This is a genomic window from Nonomuraea sp. NPDC004186 (genome assembly GCF_053603495.1).
This window is the reverse complement of record NZ_JBSGFQ010000166.1, coordinates 1-21,844: the sequence shown is the minus strand read 5'-3', so window position 1 is coordinate 21,844 and position 21,844 is coordinate 1. Positions and strand designations below refer to the sequence as shown.

At 69.7% G+C, this 21,844-nt stretch carries 21 protein-coding genes and 2 pseudogenes; 17 read left to right on the top strand and 6 right to left on the bottom strand.

Going from position 1 to position 21,844, the window contains the following annotated elements; all coding sequences use genetic code 11:
• Positions 1-109: 109 nt before the first annotated feature.
• Positions 110-568, bottom strand: a complete 459-nt coding sequence (locus tag ACWEPL_RS59620) for a hypothetical protein (protein WP_452441953.1) — start codon at positions 566-568, stop codon at positions 110-112.
• Positions 569-761: 193 nt separating this feature from the next.
• Positions 762-1,607 (bottom strand): glutamate ABC transporter substrate-binding protein, encoded by an 846-nt coding sequence (locus ACWEPL_RS59615; protein ID WP_363969271.1) that lies wholly within the window; start codon positions 1,605-1,607, stop codon positions 762-764.
• A 437-nt stretch (positions 1,608-2,044) separates the two neighbouring features.
• Here ACWEPL_RS59615 and ACWEPL_RS59610 point away from each other — a divergent pair, with 437 nt between their 5' ends.
• Positions 2,045-2,455 (top strand): hypothetical protein, encoded by a 411-nt coding sequence (locus tag ACWEPL_RS59610; protein WP_452441952.1) that lies wholly within the window; start codon positions 2,045-2,047, stop codon positions 2,453-2,455.
• An 8-nt stretch (positions 2,456-2,463) separates the two neighbouring features.
• Here the strand turns inward: ACWEPL_RS59610 and ACWEPL_RS59605 are convergent, their stop codons facing one another.
• Positions 2,464-4,569: a protein kinase domain-containing protein gene (locus ACWEPL_RS59605; RefSeq protein ID WP_452441951.1), complete on the bottom strand. Its 2,106-nt coding sequence runs from the start codon at positions 4,567-4,569 to the stop codon at positions 2,464-2,466.
• A 521-nt stretch (positions 4,570-5,090) separates the two neighbouring features.
• On the opposite strand from ACWEPL_RS59605, the gene ACWEPL_RS59600 reads away from it, so the two are divergent.
• The 6 genes from ACWEPL_RS59600 (at position 5,091) to ACWEPL_RS59575 (ending at position 11,245) form a co-directional block, all read left to right on the top strand.
• Positions 5,091-5,522 carry an Rrf2 family transcriptional regulator gene (locus ACWEPL_RS59600; protein WP_452441950.1) on the top strand — a complete coding sequence of 144 codons (432 nt, stop codon included), beginning with the start codon at positions 5,091-5,093 and terminating at the stop codon, positions 5,520-5,522.
• A gap of 93 nt (positions 5,523-5,615) precedes the next feature.
• Positions 5,616-6,368, top strand: a complete 753-nt coding sequence (locus ACWEPL_RS59595; protein WP_452441949.1) for an SDR family NAD(P)-dependent oxidoreductase — start codon at positions 5,616-5,618, stop codon at positions 6,366-6,368.
• Between the two features lie 383 nt (positions 6,369-6,751).
• The gene (locus tag ACWEPL_RS59590; RefSeq protein WP_452441948.1) at positions 6,752-7,168 is read left to right on the top strand and encodes a nuclear transport factor 2 family protein; all 417 of its coding nucleotides are present in this window, start codon (positions 6,752-6,754) and stop codon (positions 7,166-7,168) included.
• Between the two features lie 664 nt (positions 7,169-7,832).
• On the top strand, positions 7,833-9,230 hold the full coding sequence (locus tag ACWEPL_RS59585) for an alpha/beta fold hydrolase (RefSeq protein ID WP_452441947.1): 1,398 nt from the start codon (positions 7,833-7,835) through the stop codon (positions 9,228-9,230).
• A gap of 193 nt (positions 9,231-9,423) precedes the next feature.
• Positions 9,424-10,605: a sensor histidine kinase gene (locus ACWEPL_RS59580; protein WP_452441946.1), complete on the top strand. Its 1,182-nt coding sequence runs from the start codon at positions 9,424-9,426 to the stop codon at positions 10,603-10,605.
• Position 10,606: 1 nt separating this feature from the next.
• Positions 10,607-11,245: a response regulator gene (locus ACWEPL_RS59575; protein ID WP_452441945.1), complete on the top strand. Its 639-nt coding sequence runs from the start codon at positions 10,607-10,609 to the stop codon at positions 11,243-11,245.
• A gap of 242 nt (positions 11,246-11,487) precedes the next feature.
• Here the strand turns inward: ACWEPL_RS59575 and ACWEPL_RS59570 are convergent, their stop codons facing one another.
• The 3 genes from ACWEPL_RS59570 to ACWEPL_RS59560 are packed head-to-tail and all read right to left on the bottom strand — an operon-like array spanning position 11,488 to position 14,112.
• Entirely contained in the window at positions 11,488-11,694 is a 207-nt protein-coding gene (locus tag ACWEPL_RS59570) for a hypothetical protein (protein WP_452441944.1), read from the bottom strand.
• 12 nt (positions 11,695-11,706) lie between these two features.
• Entirely contained in the window at positions 11,707-13,152 is a 1,446-nt protein-coding gene (locus tag ACWEPL_RS59565; RefSeq protein WP_452441943.1) for an FAD-dependent oxidoreductase, read from the bottom strand.
• 3 nt (positions 13,153-13,155) lie between these two features.
• A complete protein-coding gene (locus ACWEPL_RS59560) occupies positions 13,156-14,112 on the bottom strand; it encodes a quinone oxidoreductase family protein (protein WP_452441942.1) in 957 nt (318 codons plus the stop codon).
• A 176-nt stretch (positions 14,113-14,288) separates the two neighbouring features.
• Between ACWEPL_RS59560 and ACWEPL_RS59555 the strand changes: the two genes are divergently transcribed.
• The 10 genes and pseudogenes from ACWEPL_RS59555 to ACWEPL_RS59510 all read left to right on the top strand — a co-directional run bounded on the left by ACWEPL_RS59555 (position 14,289) and on the right by ACWEPL_RS59510 (position 20,713).
• On the top strand, positions 14,289-15,398 hold the full coding sequence (locus tag ACWEPL_RS59555) for a sensor histidine kinase (RefSeq protein ID WP_452441941.1): 1,110 nt from the start codon (positions 14,289-14,291) through the stop codon (positions 15,396-15,398).
• Positions 15,395-16,102, top strand: coding sequence for a response regulator transcription factor (locus ACWEPL_RS59550; protein WP_363969244.1), 708 nt, complete (start codon positions 15,395-15,397; stop codon positions 16,100-16,102). Before ACWEPL_RS59555 ends, ACWEPL_RS59550 begins: the two co-directional genes overlap by 4 nt.
• A pseudogene (locus tag ACWEPL_RS59545) lies at positions 16,066-16,182 on the top strand (transposase); the annotation flags it as partial. The gene ACWEPL_RS59550 and the pseudogene ACWEPL_RS59545, both read left to right, overlap by 37 nt.
• 8 nt (positions 16,183-16,190) lie before the next feature.
• Complete coding sequence (locus ACWEPL_RS59540) at positions 16,191-16,676, top strand: CocE/NonD family hydrolase (RefSeq protein ID WP_452441954.1); 486 nt, start codon at positions 16,191-16,193, stop codon at positions 16,674-16,676.
• Positions 16,657-17,031: a hypothetical protein gene (locus ACWEPL_RS59535; protein ID WP_452441955.1), complete on the top strand. Its 375-nt coding sequence runs from the start codon at positions 16,657-16,659 to the stop codon at positions 17,029-17,031. The genes ACWEPL_RS59540 and ACWEPL_RS59535 overlap by 20 nt, the downstream gene beginning before the upstream one ends.
• A 15-nt stretch (positions 17,032-17,046) precedes the next feature.
• Positions 17,047-17,469, top strand: a pseudogene (locus ACWEPL_RS59530) (CocE/NonD family hydrolase C-terminal non-catalytic domain-containing protein); the annotation flags it as partial.
• 391 nt (positions 17,470-17,860) lie between these two features.
• Entirely contained in the window at positions 17,861-18,448 is a 588-nt protein-coding gene (locus tag ACWEPL_RS59525; protein ID WP_452441940.1) for a DUF5994 family protein, read from the top strand.
• A gap of 120 nt (positions 18,449-18,568) precedes the next feature.
• Positions 18,569-18,892: an STAS domain-containing protein gene (locus ACWEPL_RS59520; protein ID WP_363969238.1), complete on the top strand. Its 324-nt coding sequence runs from the start codon at positions 18,569-18,571 to the stop codon at positions 18,890-18,892.
• A 196-nt stretch (positions 18,893-19,088) separates the two neighbouring features.
• The gene (locus ACWEPL_RS59515; RefSeq protein WP_363969236.1) at positions 19,089-19,481 is read left to right on the top strand and encodes an acetolactate decarboxylase; all 393 of its coding nucleotides are present in this window, start codon (positions 19,089-19,091) and stop codon (positions 19,479-19,481) included.
• Between the two features lie 392 nt (positions 19,482-19,873).
• The gene (locus ACWEPL_RS59510; protein ID WP_452441939.1) at positions 19,874-20,713 is read left to right on the top strand and encodes a hypothetical protein; all 840 of its coding nucleotides are present in this window, start codon (positions 19,874-19,876) and stop codon (positions 20,711-20,713) included.
• Positions 20,714-21,844: the final 1,131 nt, after the last annotated feature.

Sequence of the window (21,844 nt, the reverse complement as noted above, 5' to 3'; positions counted from 1 at the left end):
CTGCTGCATCTGGAGCAGTACGACGAGGACGACTATTCATAGGCCGGGCGCCCCGGTAGACCACCTCGGCGGGGCGGCACTCCAGCCGTGGATGGTGCCCGCCACCTCATCACGCCGGCTGGGGCACGCGGGTACGCCGCCTGCTGATCAGGCGTACCACCATGACGATCCAGGCCACCGCCGCGATCGCGCCCGCCGCGACGAGACCCGTCGTGAGCAGCCAGGTGTACCCGCCCGTCATGGAGTACACGCCATTACGAGCACCCGTGTCACGCGCGGGCACCGCCTTACCCTCCGCCATTCCGTCGGGCTCGTCATAAAGAATGACGTCGGCCCGCTTGGCGCTGCCCTCCGTGGCGGTGAAGTCGCCGTACCAGGAGCAAGAACGCCGGCCGCAATCCTCGTGGACCGCGGTGAAAGTACCGGGCGTGCCGTTCCCGGCGTTGGCCTGCCATGCGGGAACCACATCGGCCGCGCTGAAGACCAGCCCGATAATGGCGATGGCAGGGAGCCCGAGCCAGACGAAGATCTTCGTCCGCCAGTTACTGATCGTTTCTAAACCAACCATGGCCGGTGACCCTAGCACGCGACCGGACGAAGGGCTCTGCGCTGGTAGTGATTCGAGTTATTGAGCCCCACAGCATCCGGCCCGACATGGTTGTGATCTTGGAAGGACGGCTGATCACGGAAAGTGGGCCAGACCCAAAGGCAACCCGCCTCCTGCCGGAAGATCGGCAACGGCGTGGGGCGGTCCCCACAGCTCAGGAGCACCCTACGGGCTTCGGCAGGGACGACGGCACCTTGAACCCCGACTTGCCGAACCACCTGTGCAGCAGCCGCGTGGCCGTGCCGTCGTGCCACATCGCGGCGATCGCCTGGTTGACGGCCTCGCAGGTGGCGGTGTCGCCCTTCTTGATCCCGACTCCCCAGCCCTCGGTGCTGACGGGGTCGTTCAGCAGCCTGAAACGGCCCGGCTCCTGCTCGGCGAACCCCGCCAGAATCAGGTCCAGGGTGCTGATCGCGTCGAGCCGGCCGTCGGCTAGCTTGCGTACGCAGTCGGAGTAGTTGGCCGCGGGCACCAGTTGCATGGGGAGGTTCAGATTGCCGTTGGGCGGGGGGTCGACGATCCGGCGGTAGGAGTTCGAGCCCTCCGCCAGGCAGAGCCGCTTGCCCCGCAGGTCGGTCACCTTCTTGATGCTGGTGTCGCTCGCGCGGACCATCGTGTCCTGCGGGGTGACGATATAGGGCCCGCCGAAGGTCACCATGGGCCGGCGCGAAGGGGCGATGCTGTAGGTGGCGACGATGAGGTCCACGCTGCCGTTCTGGAGCAGGGCCTCGCGGGTGGACGAGGCTGACTCCCGCCACGTGATCTGCACCTGCCGGCCCTTGGCGATGTGGTCGACGATGTACTTGGCCACGTCCGCGTCGAAGCCCTCGGGAGGGCCCTCCCCGGTCTTCAGACCCAGGCTCGGCTGGTCCCACTTGGTGCCGACGACGACCCGGCCGGCGTTCCTGATCTTGCCCACGACGGTTGTGTACGAGCCCGTGCTGCCGCACGCGGCGACCAACGCCGCCACCGTCAATCCCGCGAGCGCCACCCCACGCATGGACACAGTCTGGGGGCTGGGCAAACGATACGGATCGGCCTTGAGGCGGTTTCAACAGAGAAATGGGGCCTTCTTGGAGATTTGCGGACGTACGGGCACCGCAGTACCCGTACGTCCGGTCACTCCACGGGACGGTTGGGGGCCAGCCCGGCGCCCTCAGCGGGCGCGCGAGTTGATGCCCCGTTCGTCCTTTGCCTTGGGGAAGGTGGGCTGGTCAGGGCGTTATCAGCTGGGCTGGGGGCGTGGCTGAGCGGACAATCCTGGCTCGGTCTCGACGAGAATGCCCTGGCTGATCAGGCGCTTGAGCTTGTCGGTTCGCAGCACGTTGACGCTCATGCTCTCATCGCCTTCATCAGTCCCAGCAGCCGCGGGACATCGATCTCGTTCTCTTCGCCAGCGCCGCCACGACACCGCGCAGCAGGGCTGGGGACGGGTTGGTGGCTGCCGGTGTAGCCGAGTTCTCTTATCTCACGAAACAACTGCTGGACTGGCACGGCGGGGTCGGTGGCCCGCCGCTCTCGCAGGTGATCGCGGTAAGGATCGACGAGGGTGCCCAGTGCGAGGAATGTTCGCGTTTACGTTGCCGAAAAAGCGAACGTCACCTGCGCTCCGTCCTGAACGAGTACATCGATCACTACAACGCGCACCGACCCAATCGGGCTCGTGGGCAGCGACCACCCGATCACGATGAACATGTGGTGGTGCCGATGGAAGGCCGGATCGAACACCACAATGTACTCGGAGGAGCGATCAACGCGTACCGTCGAGCCGCATGGCTCGGACGGAGAAATCCCAGCTCAAACCATGCGCGCGAGTTGCTACAGCCTCGCGTCCTGACGATTACATGACCGGTTCTCTAGGGGGAGGCCGGGCCGAGGCTCCATCCGGTGACGTTGCCCTTGACGTCGCCCGCGGCCAGCCAGGACTCCCCGTCGTCCTCGGCGATCACCACCGAGTAGACGCGCCCACCGGGAGACTTCAGCGGGTCGCCGAGTTGCTTGCCGCTGCGCAGGTCCCAGACGCGGATGGTCCCGTCGAACCCGCCGGAGGCGACGACCGCGCGGCCCTTCACCCTGCCCACCGCCAGGCAGGCGACCTCGGCGGTGTGGCCGGAGAACGAGGTCTGCTCCCGGCCGTTGCGCAGGTCCCAGACGCGGATCTTGCGGTCGGAGCCGCCGCTGATGCCCACCGGCGCGCCGTCCATCACGGTGGTCGCCACAGCGAAGACATCACCGCTGTGGCCGTGGAAGGTGGCGCCCAGAGCGCCGGTCTCCAGGCTCCACACCCGCGCGGTGTCGTCGGCCGACGCAGTCACCGCGAACGGGTGCCCGTCCATCGTGCCGGTCGCGACACCGAACACCGGGTCGCCGCCCGCCGCCTTGGGCTGGGGCCCGGAGTCCTTGCCCGTCTTCGGGTCCCACACGTGGACCTTTCCGGCCTCGTCGCCGCTGACCAGGACCGTCTTGCCCGACACCCGCGCCGGGGCGATCGCGTAGACCATTTTCTGGTGGCCTTTGTAGGTGGGGCCGAGCGGCTCGACGCTCTCCGCGCCGGAGACGATGACGGCGCCATTCCGCAGCCGCCTGAACGTGGCCGCCTGCCCGTCTACTTCGCCCACGTCGATGGCGGCGTCTGTCTCCTCGCCGCCGGCGTTCTTCAGCTTGGCGAGTTCGCTGGGGCGCGTGTCGAACTTCCACACCTTGGCCACCCCCTTGGTGCTGCCGGCCAGCACCGCGCGCTGTCCGGCGTAGATGCTCACCGCCAGGGTGTTCACCTCGTCGCCGAGGGTGACCTCTGCCACCCTCCTGCCGTACGGCCGGGCGGCGACGCTGGTCGTCGCCGACGGTATGTCCGTCGCCGCCAAGGGCGTGGGTGTTGATGGAGAGTCGCTCGCTCCCCACCGCAGGGCCAGCACAATCACGCTCACGAGTACCGCCACGGAGGTGACCGAGCCCACCACCAGGAGCTTGGATCGTTTGCGGCGTGAGTCTGTGGTGAGGGCGACGGGTGGCGTTCCGGGAGCGGGTGTCCCGGCGAGCCCGGCGAGGGGCGGTCCTGCTGACGGCGTGCCGGTAGAAGGCGTCCAGGCGGGTGTCACTCCGGCCGGAGGAGCTTCCGCTGGTGGAGCTGCGGCCGGGTCCCCGCCGACGGGCTTGGTCACGGTCTGGCCCTGACCGAGGAGGAGGTGCAGGACCTCGGCTGCCGTGGGACGTTCCGGCGGCGCCTTGGCCAAGCAGCGGGAGAGAACGGCGCGCAGGGGCTCGGGGACGCCGTCCAGATCCGGCTGGGCGTTGAGGATGCGGTACATTACCGCAGGCAGTGTGTCCTGGCCGAAAAACGGGCGCCCGGTTGCGGCGAAGCCCACGGTCACCGCCCAGCTGAACACGTCGGATGCGGGCTGCGCCGGCTCACCGTGGATCATCTCGGGAGCCATGTACGCCGGGGTGCCCACCGAGCCGCCGGTGGCGGTCATGTCGATCGCGCGCGCGATGCCGAAATCGATCACCCGGGGGCCGTCGGAGCCCAACAGGACGTTCGACGGCTTGAAGTCGCGGTGGACGATCCCGGCCCGGTGGATGGCCGCCAGTGCGGTGGCCGTGCTGACCGCGATGCGATCGAGCGCGCCTCCGGACCTGGGTCCGTGCTCGCGGACGGAATCCTCCAGTGACGGGCCGTCAACGAACTCCGACACGATGTAGGATCTGTCGCCGTCGACCGCCACGTCCAGCACGCGGGCTGTGCAGAACGCCGCCACCCGCATGGCCGCGTCCACCTCGCGTAAGAAACGCCCGCGCGCCTCGCTCCTGCTCGCCAGCCTGGCATGCAGTACCTTGATCGCCACCCGCTCGCCCGAGGCACGCTCGGCCAAGTAGACCACGCCCTGCCCGCCCTCACCGAGGCCCCCAATGATGCGGTAGTCACCCAGCTGGGTCGGCTCGCCAGCTTGCAGGGGGCGGAACATAGTTCCCGACGATACACGTTCAGCAGATCAACGGCGATTCCGCACGTTCGCGCACCTGGGGGTCGGGGACCGCGGGATCCTGCTGGTCAATTCGCGGAGCGTGGGGTGCGGTCCGTGGTTGTTGTGGATCATGAGGAGGGCAATCCAGGCTGCTGGCCGTTCCGGCAGGTCCTGCGGGCGCGCGGGCGGTCCGAGGGCGCTCCGGGTCAGCGTGCGGGGCAGGGCGCGGGGCGCGTCGTACCGGAGCTCGGTGACCTGGTGCAGGCGGGAGTGCGCGGTACAAGATCATGTAGAAGAGGCGGAATGCCATGAGCCTCGAGCAAGCCCGACTTCGCCCACTGCTCCGGTCAGGAAACCTGGGACAGACCCGCAGCTCACAACGGTGAGCAGAGTATTGACACCCTTCAAGGCCAGGTGCACGCGCCGGGCGGGCTGACGAGGCCGGCCCAGGATTTGCCGCATGCAGTTGTAACAACTATCGTTACGACCAGAACCGAGGGGCGGGGGAGGTGGAGTCCGACGTGAGTGCCAACAGCAGACTGACCATCGCGGCGCACGCCCTGACATGGATCGGGCTGTATCAGCGGCGTGGCCACGAGGTCGCAACCTCCGAGCAGATCGCGACGAGCGTCAACACCAACCCGGTGGTGATCCGCCGCCTGCTGGGCGAGCTGCGCAAGGCCGGCCTGGCCGATTCACGGCGGGGTGCGGGGGCGGGCTGGATGCTCGCGCGGGACCTGGCGGCGATCACCCTGCTTGACGTCTACGAGGCGATCGAACCGGGACCGGTCTTCGCCCTGCATCGCGCGACACCGGACCCCGGGTGCGTCGTGGGCCACGGCATCGGGCCGGCGATGACCGCCGTGTACGACAACGTGGAGGCCGCCCTGCGCAGCGAGCTGGCCAAGACCACGCTGGAGGACGTGCTGCGGGACGTCTTGAAAGCCGCCTGACCTCGGACCGTCGACTTCCCCTGGTCGAGGGGGTCGCATCTTGCGCATCGCTGATGTAACCAACATGGTTACATCAAGAAATTGGAGAGTCTCATGGGACAACTGAACGACAAGACCGCCCTCGTCACGGGCGCCTCCAGCGGCATCGGCCTGGCGATCGCCCGCCGTTTCGCCGCCGAGGGCGCGACCGTCTACCTGACCGGGCGCCGCAAGGCCGCGCTGGACGCCGCCGTCGCGCAGGTCGGCGCCCGAGGCATCGCCATCCAGGGCGACGCCTCGGACCTCGGCGACCTCGACCGGCTCTTCGCCGAGATCGCGAACCGCAGCGGCCGCCTGGACATCGTGGTGGTCAACGCCGGGGTCGGGGACTACGGCCCGCTCGGCGCGATCACCGAGGAGGAGTACGACCGCACTACCTCGATCAATCTCAAGGGCACGGTCTTCACCGTCCAAAAGGCGCTGCCGCTGCTGACGGCCGGCGCCTCGGTGATGCTGCTTTCCTCCAGCTCGGCCCTGCGGGCCGTCCCGGGCCTGGGCGTCTACGCCGCCACCAAGGCCGCGATCCGCAGCCTCGCCCGCACCTGGGCCGCCGAGCTGGCCGGCCGCGGAATCCGCGTCAACGCCCTCACCCCCGGCCCTGTCGAGACCCCGGGCCTGGACGAGCTCCTCGCCGCTTTCCCGCACGGCGATCGGCCCGCCGCGGCCGAGCTCGCCCCACCGACCCCGCTCGGCCGCGCCGGCCATCCCGACGAGGTCGCCGCCACCGCCCTCTACCTGGCCGGCGACCAAAGCACTTTCACGACCGGCGCGGAACTGTTCGTCGACGGCGGCGCCACACAGCTCTAGGCGCCAAATCGGCGACGCCGGACGCATTCGACGCTCCAGGGCGTCTGAGCCGCGTACTTGCGACCGTCGTCAGGGCAACGGCTTCGAGACAACTTCGACACAACAAGGAGTGAGTCATGAAGAGCGTGGTCCACTACCGGGCGGGCGATGCGGCAGCCCGATCCCCGGCACCAGGACGGCAACCAGGTCGTCTTCCTCGCCGGTGACGACGAGAGCGCCAAGCCCCCTTCACACGGCTGCTGACCGAATTCGGGTTCGCGCCGGTCCACCGCGCTGCGCGAAGGCGGGGCGCTCATGCAGCTCGGCGGGCCGCTGAGCGGCAAGCCCAGGGCTGAGGCCCGACCGGCACACCTCATACGAAAGAAAGACAAAGGACAAGGACGATGGCAACAGATACTCAGACCTCGCGGACCGTGGCCGAGAAGTTCGTGGAGCGCCTCGGCAGGCAGGACCCCGACGGCATCCAGGAACTGTTCGCCGAGGAGATCGACTGGCACGTCCCCGGCAGTGACGCGCTGCCCTGGACCGGGCGCCGTACCCGCCGGGAGGAGGTCGCGCCGTACTTCACCACGATGTGGCCGCACTTCGCGCACGGCAGGAGCAAGGTCGTGCTGGAGCGCGTCATCGTCGACGGTGGTGACGTGGTGCTGCTGGCGGTCTTCACGCACACCGTCGCGGCCAGCGGGAAGGAGTTCACCACACCGGCGGCCATGCACCTGATGGTCGAGGACAACCGGATCGTCCGCATGCACCTGTACGAGGACACGCTGACCGTCGAGGAGGCGTTCAACGCCGGCTGAGTGGAGAGTGCTCAGGGTCCCGTGGCCCAGGGCACATGGCGGCCAGGATCTCGCGTTCGCCGAGTTTCGGGCCGGCCGGCGCCCACAGCATCGGCATCCCAGAGGGGGTGCGGACCAGATACAGAGCCCAGTGCCGTGCGGCACCGCCGTATCGGCGACAGGCAGCACGGCCGGCGGAGTTCAGCGCCGGGCGTCACCAGGTGCGAGGAGGCCGGAGTGCCGGTACTCGTGTAGGTCCCAGCCGGTCCCCGGGCCCGCGAGGGCGGTGTGCCGGTCGAGCAGGGCAGCGGCCGGGCGGTGCCGGCGTCCCAGAGAACCGTCTCCAGCACGTAGCCGGCGCGGACGGCGCCGCGCTGGCGCACCTTCGGCTGGGCGCCCTTGGACTTCACCGGGCAGCGGCGGCCGGCCAGGTCCAAGTCCTCGACGTCCAGGATCTCCTCGGAGCGGGCGCACGTCTCGTAGAGCATCCGTCACAGCGATCTTCTCCCGCTCGCACCTGACGGCCAACGCGTGGGACACCCGCTACCAGCACAACCTGGTCACCTGGCCGACGACCTCGCCGAGCTGGATGTGGCGCTGCTGGTTTTCCGAGCGACCGGTCGCGCCGGAAATGTCTATCGAAGGTGTGACGCATCCGTAGGCTGGTCCGCGACAGGCTCGGCACATGAACATCACACGCGCTCTGGCCACGGCAGTCACGCTGGTGGTCCTCTGCCAGTCTGCCGCCACAGCCGCTGCCCGGGAAGGCACTCTGAGCTGGGGTGACTGCCCGGGAGGGGGCGGCGCCACGGGCATGCGCTGCGCCACAATGCGGGTTCCGGTGGACTGGTCGAAGCCCGGCGGCCGCACGATCGAGCTCAAGCTGGGCCGGCTGGCCGCCACCGGATCCCGCCCGGCCAAGGGGACGGTGCTGGCGAACTTCGGCGCGGGCGCACCGGGGATCGCCTACCTTCGCGACGTGCCAGGCGTGTCGACCGCGTTCACGCAACTCCGGCAGAACATGGACATCGTCACCTGGGACCCGCGCGGCTACACCAACGGCTACAGTACGCACCTGCCCTGCCAGATCAAGAGCAAGACCGATCCCGAGCTGCCGGACGATCAGGCGGGATTCGACAGAATCGCGGCCGGCAACCGGGCGGACGCCGCCCCTTGCCACGATCCCGATCCCCAGCTGTTCGACAGCGTCGGCTCGGTCACGCACGCCCGCGACATGGAGGCGATCAGACGCGCCCTCGGCGAGTCAAAGATCAATCTCTTCATGGGCTCGTACGGCGGCACCTTCGGGCAGGCGTACGCTCACCTGTTCCCGAAGCGCATCCGGACCATGGTCCTGGACGGGACAGGCAACATGAGCGATCCGGAAAAGGAGAATACGGCCCGGGCGCGCGACAGCGAGCGGCGGCTGCGGCGATTCATCGCGTGGTGCGCGGACGAGCCCTCCTGCGTGCTGCGGGGCAAGGACGTACCGCGCCTGTGGCAGGATCTGATGGCGCAGGCGGACCGCGTACCGCTCCAGCCCGGCGGCTTCGACGGCGTCAAACTGCAGGACTACCTCGGACAAGCGCTGATCTCCCAAGGACCCGAGCGGTGGCCGGCCATCGCCGAGGCCATCGCCGCCGCCGGACGTGGCGACGCGTCCAAGTTCGCCGCCTTCCCCGCGCTCGGTGGACCGAACCCGGACGTCATCGCGTGTCAGGACATGCCGCGACCTGCCAGTTATGCCGCGCTGAAGGCTGCCATGAAGCGGCTGCGCGCCGTCGCGCCCAACACCGGGACGGGTGGCACGACGGTGACCAGGCTTCGCTGCCTCGGCTATCCATCGCCGGTGACCTTCCCTACCGGGCCGCTGCCCAAGACCGTGCCGCCGCTGCTCGGCGTGGGCACCTGGGCCGACTTCCCGGGCACCGAGCGGGTCGTCCACCAGGTACGGGGAAGCCGGACGATCTACCATGACGGGCCGGGCCACGAGATCTACCTCTCGGGCAACGCCTGCGTCACGGAGAAGGTGAACGCGTACTTCGTCGACAAGATCCTCCCTGCTCCCGGAACCGAATGCTGATGCCCGGATTTGCCCTGGCAGGCGGGTGTGGCCCAGGGTGAGCCGCATGCCACCTGAGCACAGAGGCCGGCTCCGGACGTTCCCCATGCCGGCAGGCACCCGTTGCCTGCCGCAGCCCATCCGCCGGCCGGCGGACGGGAGCCGCCGCCCGCGAAGGTCGCGGCTTCTGCCGGCGATCCCGGGCATCCGGTCGATGGCTGCGGATGCCCTGCTGGCGCTCGCCTCCGCGATCGCCGTCTACGCGGCGGCGGGCTGGGAGCGGGCACTGTGGGACCTGAGTGGGGCGAGTGGAGGAGTCACTGCGCCGCCCGTGCCAGGTGGGCCGGGCGTGGGCATTCCACTGGTGCTGGCCGCCTTCAGCGTGGGCGTGGCCGCGCCGCTGGCGCTGCGACGCCGGTTCCCGGTGAGCGTGGCGCTCGTCTCGGTAGCGGTGGCACTGCTCGGCACGGGGGTGCCTGGATGGTCGGGGCGGCTGGTGGCGGCCGTCGCGCTCTGCTCGGCCACCTATCATCGGCCACGGCAAGCCCCTGTCCTGCTTCTCCTGTCCGTGGCATCGACACTGACGCCGATCCTGTTCGCCACCCCGCTCCCGGGCGGCGCCTGGCCACCCGGGTTCCCGGCCCGGGTCAGCCCCACGCCCCTGGCACAGGGCCTGCTGATCGCCGTCGCGCCGATCGCCGTCGGATACGCGTTGCACCTGCACCGGGAACGTGCCGAGCAACAGGTCCTGCTGCACCAGGCCCAGGCCGCCCGGGTCGTGGCCGAGGAACGGGCCTGGATCGCCAGGGAGATCCACGACGCCGTCGGCCACCACCTGACCGCGATCCGCATGCAGGCGAACGCCGCCCGCCACGTCCTGCCCGACGCGCCTCCACCGGCCGCACGCGCCCTCGGCACCGTGGCGGACCTGTCCGCCTCCGCGTTGCGCGACGTACGCCACCTCCTGACGGCGTTGCGCGACGAACACCGGCCCACCGGCGTCACCCTCGCCGACGTACCCGCACTCGCCGACCGGCTGTCGGCCCCCGGCTGCCGCGTTCACGTCACGATCGACCGGCACGCCGCGGCCGGCCCCCTACCCGCCCTGGTCGACCACGCCGGCTACCGCCTCGCTCAGGAAGCCCTGACCAACGCGGTACGGCACGCCGCCGCGACCCGCGTGGACGTGCGGATCCACCAGGACCTGGACACCGTGACCATCCTCGTCGAAGACGACGGCCAGGACCACCCACCGGCCGGCCACCTGCTGGCCGGGAGCGGCCTGCGCGGCATGCGGGAACGCGCCCACCTGCTCGGCGGACGGCTCGACATCGGTCCCCGCCCCCCGCACGGCTGGCGCGTCGAGGCCGTCCTGCCCACCCACAGCGGAGGATGACATGACGATCCGGATACTGATCGCCGACGACCAGTCCGAGGTCCGCTCCGCGCTCCGGCTCGTCCTCGACGCCGAGCCGGACATCGAAGTGGTCGCCGAGGCGGGCGACGGGTCCCAGGCCGTGCGCGCGGCTCACCGGCATCGACCCGACGTCGTCATCATGGACATCCGCATGCCGCGCATGGACGGCCTGGCCGCCATCGAAGCCCTCACCGGCGCGGATACCGTACCCACGATCATCGCCCTGACCACGTTCGACCTCGACGAGTACCTGTTCGGCGCGCTCCAAGCAGGAGCCGCCGGCTTCCTGCTCAAGGACACAGACCCGCGCCTGCTGCTCGACGCCGTCCGCGCGGCCCACCAGGGCCACGGACTCATCGATCCCCAGGTGACCAGACGGCTGATCCACCGCTTCGCCGCCCTCAGCCCCAAACCGGTCACCCCGGCGTTCGACCTGCTCACCGCCCGCGAGCGGGAAGTGCTCCACCACCTGGCGCAAGGGCTCAGCAACGCCGAGATCGCCCGGGAACTCTGGATCGAGGAGGGCACGGTCAAGACGCACGTCAACCGCATCCTCGCCAAGCTCCGCCTGCGCACCCGCGTACACGCCGTGATCTACGCCCACCAGCATCGCCTCTGACCCCTGCTTGCGGCCGATCACGCGGAGGCGGCTTCACGACCGCAGCAGCCCGCGCCCGCGATCATCCTCCGCCGCACCGCAGGTGGTCTCCCATTCACCCTCGGTGATGTGGAACAGTTCGCTCTCGCCGGTGCACCGGCGCCTGCCACCCGTACGGCACGTCGCACTGGAAGAACGACAGCACGCCACGGGTGTCGGCCGCCTTGGCCCGGAAGGCGATGAGCGCGCGTGCCTCCCGTGGCTCAGGACGGTCCGCGCAGGCGGGCGGCCAGCTTGGTCAAGCTCCGGGCACTCAGCTCGGCCAGTCCGGCCCGGACCAGGATCAGGCTCGTCTTGCCGGCACGGCGGGTCTCGCGGCCGAAGCGGTGCAGTTCCCGCTGGGCTTCGGCGCGGCGCAACTCGGCGGCGCGTCGTACCTGACGGTGTTCTTTTCGGGTCTGTGCGGACATGATCGGCCTCTTTCAGTTCTGCGACCGGCGCAGGCCGGTCCGGTCCAGGTAGGTCTCGATGTCGGCGGGATCGGTGCTGGTCAGGGCGATGTAGCCGTCCGGCCGGATGAGCACCCAGTCGCCGGGTGACAGGTCGTACGCCTGGCGCAGGTGGCCGCCGTCGTCGACGAGGTCACCGCGCTTGCCGATGGTGTGGATGCTCAGCCCGGCGCGCGGGGCCGGGACGTCCGGCACCTCGTATCCGATGAGGGTCCAGCATGGGTGGGCCAGTAGCTGGAACAGCCGCACCGGCCGGCCGGCGGCGCCGGTGAGCGGGGCGTCGGGTGCCCGGTAGCCGGCCATCGGGCCGGGGCCGGTCAGCGGCGACAGCGGGTAGCCGAGGTCGAGCTGGTGGGCCTCGCGTCCGCGGCGCATCGCGCGGCGCTCGGCCTCGTCCAGCAGCCGGGTGGTCAGCCCGAGCACCGATTCGGCGATCGGCCGCCGCTCGGCCTCGTACGAGTCGAGCATCGCCTCAGGCGCCCCGCGCAGCACCGCGGCCAGTTTCCAGGCCAGATTGTAGGCGTCCTGGATGCTGGTGTTCAGCCCCTGGCCGCCGGTAGGCGGGTGCACGTGCGCCGCGTCCCCGGCCAGGAAGACGCGCCCGCTGCGGTAGGCGTCGGCCAGCCGGGCGCTCATCATGTACACCGACGCCCACCCCACCTCCCGCACCACGATGCCGCTGTCTCCGGTACGGTCGATCAGCATCGCGGTCAGCCCGGCGGCCGACAGGTCCACCTCGCCCTCCAGCGGCAGGCCGCCCTGGCACTGGAACAACTCGGTGCCGGCCAGCGGGCACATCGCGATCTGCCGTAGGGTGCCCTCGTTCCAGGTGTGCCAGACATCGGCGGGCAGGCCGTCGGCGCGCACATCCGCCACGAACGCCCGGATGTCGAGGGAGCGTCCCGGATAGCCGATTCCGAGCGTCTTGCGGACCACGCTGGACCCGCCGTCGGCGCCGACCAGGTAGCGGGCGGGCACCGTCGCCTTGCCGATCCGCGCGACCACCCCGCTGTCGTCGTGGTCGAAGCCAAGCAGTTCGTGGTCATAGCGTACGGCGTGTCCGAGTTCGGCCAGCCGCTCGCGCAGGATGGTCTCAGTGCGGAACTGCGGCAGCATCAGCCCATCCCGGTACGGCTCAGCCGGGGTCGGCTCCTGGTGCTCCATGATCCGCCGGTCGATCGGCCCGTCCTCGGCGTACAGGCGTTGCGGCGGGTACGGGCCGCCGGCGGCGACCATCCGATCCAGCACCCCCAGGTCTTCGAACACCTCCAGGGTGCGCGGCTGGATGCCCTTGCCCCGCGACCCGGCGAAAGGCCGCGCCGCCTTGTCCACCAGCAGGAAGTCCACGCCGCGCCGGGCCAGCTCGATGGCCAGCACCAGCCCGGTCGGGCCCGCCCCGGAAATGATCACCTCGGTCATGGTTCACACCTCCTCGGTGACCAGCACGGTCCGGACGCCGGGCCGTTCTGGGGCGGTCCACGCCGATTCCACCTCGGCCAGCGGGACGGCCCGGGCGCTGACCGCGATCCGGCCCTGGTCGATCTCGTCCACCAGCTCGGGCAACTCCTCCAGGTAGGCCCGGGCCGACACCGCGCCCTGGCCGCTGCCCTGCAACCGGAAGTCGGCCGAGCGCAACGCCACCGACGGCACCTCGACGGTCGGACCGGCCACCGCGCCGATCTGGATCCAGTTCAGCTCCCGGCCGCGATCGGAGCGCGCCCACAGCAGCGCCGGGATCACCGAGGCGGCCGGTTCGCCCCACAGGTAGTCGAGGACGAGGTCCACTTCGGCGGCGGCCTCGGCCAGTGCGGCGTCGGTGAGGGCGACCGCGGCGTCCGCGCCGAGCTCGGGCAGTAGGGCCAGCCGGCCGGGGTCGCGCCCGGCGCCGACCACCCGCCCGGCCCCGAGCCGCTTGGCCACCTGGACGGCCATCTGCCCGGCGTTGCCGGTGGCGCCCAGCACCAGCACCGACTGGCCGGGCCGGATCGGCACCCGGCGGCGCAGCGCCATCCACGACGACATGGCCGGGTTCATCGCGGCGGCCACCTTGACCACGTCCACATCATCCGGAAGCGGGACGCACCGGCGGACGTCGACCACGGTGCGGGTGGCCATCGGGCCGGTCAGTTCGTCATCGGCCACGAAGTAGACCAGCCGGCCGTCCGGGAGCCGGCCGACGCCGTCCACGCCGGGGACCATCGGCAGCTTGCCGGTGCTGGTGTAGTGCCGGCCGGCGGCCCCGCTGCGTACCCGGGGGTGCAGGCCGACCGCGAGCACGTCGAGGACCACCTCGTCCTCGTCGGCCGGCACGGGCAGATCGAACGGACCGTAGCGGGGCGGGTGGTCGAACGAGTGAACCACCGCGGCAGACACTTCCATCGGCACTTCCTCACGTAGTCGGAGTCGCCGTACGAACCGGCACGCCCGAACCTAGGCGCGCGCGGCAGCCCGCGTCGTCGCTCCACGACGGCAACTTCGGCTACCCCACAGGGGGTAGAACGGGATACCCCGTTTGGTCCGCGACACCGCGAGCCCCGCCCGATTACGGTGTTCACATGGCGATGACCATGAAACCGGCACTCGGCGACATCCTGCTCGCCGCCGTGCTGATCGCGATCACCATCGCCACCATGGCCTGGCACATCACCGCGCCCCTGCCCGCCTACGTGCTCGCGGTGCTCACCGCGGCCCCGGTCGCGCTCCGCCAGGTCACGCCGGTGCTGACCATGGTGATCATCGGCGCGGCGCTCGCCGTCTACATCCTGGTCGGCTACGGCATGTTCCCCAATGCCGGTATGGGCATCATCGTCGGGCTGTTCACCGTGACGACACTGCGGCCCCGGCCCGTCGCGGCCGCCGCCGTGCTCGGCACGGTCGCGCTGATCGTGCTGTCCTACGCCACCAGGCCCGGTCCGTTCCAGTGGCCTGACTTCTTCCAGGACAACCTGCTGGTCGCCGGCGCGTGGGTGCTCGCGGACAGTACGCGGCGCTGGGGCGAACGTACGCGGAGGCTGGCGGAGGAGGCGACCCGCGCGGCGGCGAACGAGCGGGTGCGCATCGCCCGCGAACTGCACGACGTGGTTGCGCACCACATGTCCGTGATCTCGTTGCAGGCGGGCGTCGCCGGATACGTGCTCGACACCGATCTGCCGACCGCGCGGACCGCGATCACCACCGTCAGCGACACGACCCGCGAGGCGCTCATCGAGATGCGCCGGCTGCTGGACGTGCTGCGGGTGGACCCGAGCGGTGAACTGGACGTGTCACCACAACCCGGTCTCGCGTTGCTCGGCGAACTCGTCGACCGCACCCGTGCCGCCGGCCTGCCGGTCGAGGTCGAGATCACCGGCGCCCCCCGGCCGCTGCCGCCCGGCACGGACCTGTGCGCGTACCGCATCCTGCAGGAATCGCTGACCAACGCGCTCAAGCACGCCGGCCCGGCCAGTGCCCGCGTCGAGGTCGGCTACGGCGAACGCACGCTCACCCTGCGGGTCAGCGACGACGGCCATCCCGGCCACCAGGAGCCGGCCAACGTCTCAGGGTCGCACGGCATCCGCGGCATGCGCGAACGGGCCGAGCTGTACGGGGGCGTGCTCACCGCCGGCCCCGCCGAGGAGGGCGGGTTCCACGTCGTCGCCCGGCTGCCGATGGCGGACGTGCCATGACGATCCGCGTGCTCATCGCCGACGACCAGGCGCTGATCCGGGCCGGGCTCATCGCGCTGGTGAACGCCGCTCCGGGCCTCGAGGTCGCGGGCGAGGCGGCCGACGGCGAGCAGGCCGTCACCCTGACCGCCTCGGCCCGCCCGGACGTGGTGCTGATGGACATCAAGATGCCGGTGCTCGACGGGATCGCCGCCACCCGGCGCATCCTCGCCGCGCCCGAGCCGCCGCACGTGATCGTCCTGACCACGTTCGACCTGCCGGAGTACGTTTACACCGCGCTCGGCGAGGGCGCGTCCGGGTTCCTGCTCAAGGACACCCCGCCGGACCGGATCATCGCGGCCGTGCATACGGTGGTGGCGGGCGACATCCTCATCACCCCCCGGATCACGCAGCAACTCGTCGACACCTACGCCCACCACCACCGCACCACCTCCGTGGGGACGGCCGAACTGTCCACCCTCACCGCCCGGGAGACCGAAGTGCTCCGCCTCGTCGGCAACGGCCTGTCCAACGCCCAGATCGCCAACCGCCTCACTCTCAGCGAGGCCACGGTCAAGACCCACGTCAAGCGCCTGATGGGCAAACTCGGACTGAACAGCCGTGCCCAGGCGGTGGTCGTCGCGTACGAGACCGGCCTGGTCGTACCGGCGAGCCGGCCCCCGCACGACAGCGGGCCAACGGCGGGCTGTACCTGCGGGGGCTGATGCTGGACGGGCGGCGTAAGTCGACGGTGCCGATGGCGGAGCGGCTGGAGGTGGATCGTCAACGGCTGCAGCAGTTCATCACACCTTTATCCCGGCGATCGCCGCCTATCTCAACGCCCACGGTTTCGCGGTCGTCGCCCAGGACGTCAGGGGGAAGTTCCGGTCCGACGGCGAGCGCTTCCCGTTCGTCAACGAGGCCGCGGACGGCCACCAGACGATCGACTGGATCGTCGCGCAGCCGTGGAGCGACGGCACGGTCGGCATGCTGGGAGACTCCTACTACAGCTTCACCCCGCGTTGCGGGCCATCGTGCCGCGCGTCACCGGCTCGCGGTTCATGGACCTGTTCTCGCCCGGTGTCGTGCCCAAGCTTCCGCTCTACGAGTGGGCCCTGTACACGTTCACGACGCCGGGCATGCTCGACGGAGCCGTCCTGCCGCCCGAACCGCTGGCCGGACTCGACTCGCCCCCTGGTGGGACAACCTCCAGCGAAGCCAGCTCGACGACTGGCACTGGACCGGCGCGTCGCCGGCCGCAGCGCACCAGTTCCTCCGCATGAACGCGACGGATCATGAAGACTTCGAGCTGCTTGAGGACGGTCACCCGCACGAGGACCACGAGGTCGACGACGATGCGCTGGCACGCTACCTGCCCAGAATGCTCGACGAGCCCACCCGGTTCTTCGACCACTACCTGTCGGGCCGTCCGGGCCGGTGGCGGGCTCCCCGGGTGCGGTACCGGGTCGCGAACTTCGGCCGGCAGATCGCCGACCGCTGGCCGGCCGGGGACACCGGCCTGGTGAAGCCGCACCTGACGCAGGGAGACCGCGCGCTCTCCAGCGTCGACGGTGGTGGCTGCGCCCGGAGGCGGAGGGCGTGGCCACGTGCGTCTCCTGGACGCACAACCCTCTCACCCCGGTTCCCTACCTGATCGACGTTCACGGGGGAGGCGCAGGACACACCGTTCGACATCGTGGGGCCGGCGGAGGTCGCATTGCGGGTGGACGCCGACGCGCCGTCCATCCATGTGATCGTCCGGCTGCTCGACGTCTATCCCTCGGGGCGGGCGCGCATGGTGGTGGAGGGGCATCCCGCTGCGTGCCTGTACGGGACCGCTTTCCGTCGATGGCCATGGCCGGGACAGCCGGCTGGGCTCCGGTGGCCCCCTCCGACGTCGATCGTGTGGTGGCTTTCACCTTGGCGGTCATCAGCCAATGGCTCCCGCCTGCATCCGGATGCACACCGTTGGACTGGATCTGCAGGTGTCGCCTATGGACAGTGTCGCCTCCGGCCTGGGGAGCTCGGGCAGGACGGAACGGCGTCAGGGGTTGGCGGATGGTGCCGTCCAGCCATGAATCTCGCATTATGACGAAGACATGTGTGGGCGGGGCGGAGAAGGACGTCCAGGTGGTGAAATCTTCATATCGCGCACGGCGACGCCGATCGGGCCGTTCGACCAGCCCATGAGGGCAGGGAGGTTCCCGTCTCGGTCTCGGAACAGATAGCGCGCCCGGCGGCCCGCATCGTCCAGGTCCATCACCAGATTCTTTATCGCCTGGATGACCCAGTTCGCGCTCCGGTGAGTGGTGGTGCCGAGCACGTCACCTACTCGGGCTGCTTCCGGAATTACAGAATTTCGGAAGCACAGGGTAGTGTCGAAGACACCGAGGTCTTTTCGAGCGTTGGCATTCAGGTCTGCGTCGCCCCCGGCGAACCACTCATCGCGGCCCTCCTCTTGGGGCTGGACAGGTCAGACGACCATGACGCCAACGCTTGTTTCTCAGCCTGTACCGTTGAGCTCCGCCTCGTCCGCGATGCCTCGGGTCGATTCTGAGCTACGGCTCAGTCTCCACCCGGTGCTGGAGCGGCCAGCCGTGGTGAACGGGGCCTGGTGGCCCTACTCCCGTGACGCGGCCGCCGAACTACCCGATCTCATCGCCGCCGTCGATCAGCGGCTGCAGCGGACCACGCTGCTGGTAGGCGTGCATCGGGACGCGTGGCGGCGCATCCCACGTCGGATCCCGGCACGTGGACGGACGGTCCGCATCGGTGGGTTCCGGCATGGCGACCCTCACGTGATCGTTCTGTTCTTCGCCTCCGACGAGCCGGTCGCCCTGCTGATCATTCCGCCGGACACCGCTGTCGGCCCTGCCGAGGACGCGCTCAAGCTCACCGCCCAGAACACCGCCGACTTGACTGACGATGCCATCTTTGCCCTCGCGCACCTGCCGTCCGATCCCGCTCTCCGCGCGACAGCCGACAGGGTGGCCCGCTGGGAGAGCGAGAGCGGCTCGGTCAGCGGGCAGGAGGCGCGGCACTCCATCAGACGGCCATCAGCTTCGGCGTAATTCACGTACCGTCCGCCGACCTGATCGAGCCGGTTCAGCCACGGCAGACCCGGCGGCGGGTCAGCTTTCCAGCCGGAGGGCATCTCATCTCATTTCAGCTTCTCCAAAGGGGAGACTTCCATGACCGCCATCAACACCGCGCCACTTGGCGGGGTCGACCCTTCAACGCCGACCACCGTCCACCTGTCGGGCGAGATCGACATCTTCACCAGTGCGGCGCTCCGCCGGCAACTGATGAGCACGCTGCAGTACAGCACGAGCCTGCTCATCCTCGACCTGTCGAAGGTGTCGTTCTGCGACACCGGCGGCTTGGCCGTCCTGGTCGGCATCCAGCGCCGCGCCCGGTCGATGGGCATCACCGTGGCCCTGACCGCGCCCCGCCCGTTCATGTCCCGGCTGCTGCGCATCACCGGCCTGGGCCGCGGCCTACCGATGGTGGCGTGAGCGGGCCCCACAGGTTCAATTCCGGTACCCGAGGATCCCATGTGCTGTCGAACGGCCGGCGGACACTCCGCTGCGGACCCTTCCCCGCCCGCCCGAGGACGATGCCACGGTCATCCGACGTGACCGCCTCGGCGGGCTGATCCACGAATACAGGCAGGTCGCATAGGGTGGCCGAGTTCTTGGCACCCACAGGCGCGTGAACCTGATTCATGCGATCCGGGTCACCGGCACGTTCGCCCAGGTCCGCACGCGCACCGTGATGGCGCAGACGCCGCCCTACCCGCCACTGACCGACGCCACCGCCGACGAGCCGGTGACCCGGTTCACCGACGTCGCGGGGACCTTGGCCGGCTACCGTACGCCCGACTACGAGCAGGGCATCTCCGTGGCCGGCTACCACCTGCACTTCATAGATGACCAGCACGCGCACGGTGGCCACTCGCTGGACTTCGAGTTGGCTTACGGGGAGATCGCAGTCAGCAGTTCCGCCGACCTGCACCTGAGCCTGCCCAGGAGCGAGGCCTTCCTCGCCGCGAACCTGTCGCCCACCGACATAGCAGCGCAGATCCGCCAGTCCGAGGGCGGGTAGCAGTTCGGCGATCTGGTCGCGCAGTCCCCCCCACGAAAACCACCATCGACGACCCGAGCGCCCAACTCCAGCGCGTCTCCTCCCTCGGGCTGGACCACGGCGCGTGGGGCTTCTGGAGCCGCATGTTCGGCCTTGACGCCAACTCCCAGGTCTTCCTCATCCCCGCCGCGTCACCAGGCCTGACCTACACCCTGGCGACCACGTGGCTCAGCAAGGACCTCTCGCCCAGCCCGTACGTCTACACCCTGGTCGACCGGCGCGGCGGCGGCCTTCCGGACGACCCCACCTACCATGCCAGACAGAAGGAACTGGCCAAGGTCACCGCGACCTACCGAGCCTCCGGAGCGGCTGCGACGGGCTCACCCCAGGTCAGCCTGTACGTCGGCGATTCAATGGTTGAGCTCCCGGTCTCGTCGGTCGGCGACATCGCGCTGCCCGGCACGCTCGTCCACTATCGGACTCCGGGTCTGGTCTACGGCAGCAGCCTCCAGGTCGGCACCGCGCTGACCTCCGACGGCGGCAAGCTCATGAAACGCGGTCACACCAGCGAAGTCTGGAACGCCGCCGTCACCGGGCCGTCGTTCCTGCTGTCGGCCGGCCACCGTACCGGCGACAGCCTGACCTTCGCCGCGACGGCGATGTTCGCCGACGGGCAGCCGGGCAGGACCGGCTCGGACGCCGCCGCCACCGGCACGGCCACCCTCGCCAAGGACGGCAAGGCGCTGGCCACCGCCGACCTCGCCGACTGCGACGTCCACCAGTCGCGGACCTGCGAACTGCGCGCCGACCTGCCCGCCGGATCCGGCGCCTACACGCTGACCACGTCGATGCGCCGGCAGGCCACGCTCTCCACGGAGGTGAAATCGGTCTGGACGTTCCCGTCCGCCACCACCGCCGCGCAGCAGCCGCTGCCCTTGATGGCCGTCCGCTACAGCCCCGAGGGCCTGGACGACTTCAACCGCGCCAAGCCGGGCAGCACGACCCGCATGCCCATGTGGGTTGAGCGCAACCCCGGCACCACGAAGGTGAGGGTGAACTCGATCCGGCTGGAGGTGTCCGCCGACGACGGCGCCACTTGGCGTCCCGTCCCGGTTACCCGCACCGGCTCCGGCTGGATCGCCACGCTGACGAACCCTCCCGCGGCCGGATTCGTCTCCATCCGCGCTGCAGTCACGGACACCGCCGGCGACGGGGTGACCCAGACGATCACCCGCGCCTACGCCGTCGGCTGATCCGCAACGGTGAGGGCGTCCCAAGGCGCCCTCACCGTTGCGGCGCGCAGCACCAAATCCCGAACCTCCTTGCTCATCCTCGGGCGGCCGGACCGGTTCGGATACGTCCACCGATCTCGGATCAAGCGCCGGTGCCAAGCCGGCAGGGTGCCCGGCGTAACCAGCCGATGAGCCCGCAACCTCGGCGTCAGGAGTCGCGCCTCTCCGAGCATCCTGAACAGCCTGCATACGTTGTCTCGCCCTTGGTCTGGGCGGCGTTCATAGACGGTGCGAAAAAGGGCGAGTTCGACTTCTGATCCCCGGCGATAGCGAGGAAGGGCTTCGGCGGGCGCCGGGCCCTCTCCTTCGTTTGAACGGTCCCAGCCGGATTGCCCTAAAGATTTCGACCCACGCTGAATCAGCGCACCGGCTCATGTCGTTGCCTCGCGCGATCTTGGTGGCCAGCCGGTCGGCGAGCTTGTCCTCATCACCGACCGTCGGCTCGCGGAAGTCGTGGAACTTCCTGATCTGCGCTCCTGATGTGCTCGATCAAGGCCCTCCGCTCGCCGGGTGGCCCCGGGTGCATCGCTGCACCGGGGCCCCCTCAGAACCGTGCGTATCACTCGTCGCGGCACACGGCTCAAGCAAGCCGCGAAGGGGCGGTTCAGGTGTGCTGTGCTGGGCTCCTGCGCATTCGGGCGAGGTAGCCGCGATGGCAGGAGGCGTGAACGAGGCGGGTCTGACCATCGCCGGTCGGGCCGGGTCGTCCGTAGTGCGTGAGGTAGTCGGCTGCCATCGCGCGCCGGACGACGTGTAGCCACCATCGCGCCCATTGGTAGGGCGACTTGGGTGGCTGGTCAGCGGTGATCAAGTGGTCCCCGCAGAGCGAGCAGCGGCCGTCCCGCCTCCGGTATTGGTCATCGCGGAGGCACTGCCGAGCCTGACATCGAGAAAGCATCCGTCCGGAGTAGCGCTGGATATCCTTAGCCTCGGGCTTTCGCGGTGAATTTCGCGCAGATTGATCAACTACATAAGAAAAGTGCTTCTGAGCTGGGAGGATGGGGCTTGTCTAAGGTCCTGTCCCCGCCAGATCGAGAAGCACTTTCCACGTGAAGACTATCGCCTCCCACCACACCATCACCGCCTCCGCCG